Genomic DNA, 232 nt, shown 5'->3' on the forward strand with positions numbered 1-232 from the left:
AATTGATTTACGAATTGATGTCCCTGCTTTAACAGCTATGGATCTTATGCAACCAGAACAATCAGAAAAAAGCTGCGCTGTTGCAAAACGCGTCGCACGGTGTCGTACCATTCAAACCAAACGCTTTACTAAACTAGGGCTTGATCATATTCGCACTAACGGTGATTGCCCAGCCAAAATTATCGAACAAATTGCTATTCCTGATAAAAATGCGGATACACTCTTACGGAAT

Annotated in this window: 1 pseudogene; it reads left to right on the top strand. The window is 40.9% G+C overall.

The features are described 5' to 3' along the window. Window positions 1-232: pseudogene (locus tag ACFIO5_RS13355) on the top strand (YifB family Mg chelatase-like AAA ATPase); the annotation flags it as partial.

Source organism: Bartonella sp. AA86SXKL (genome assembly GCF_042196885.1).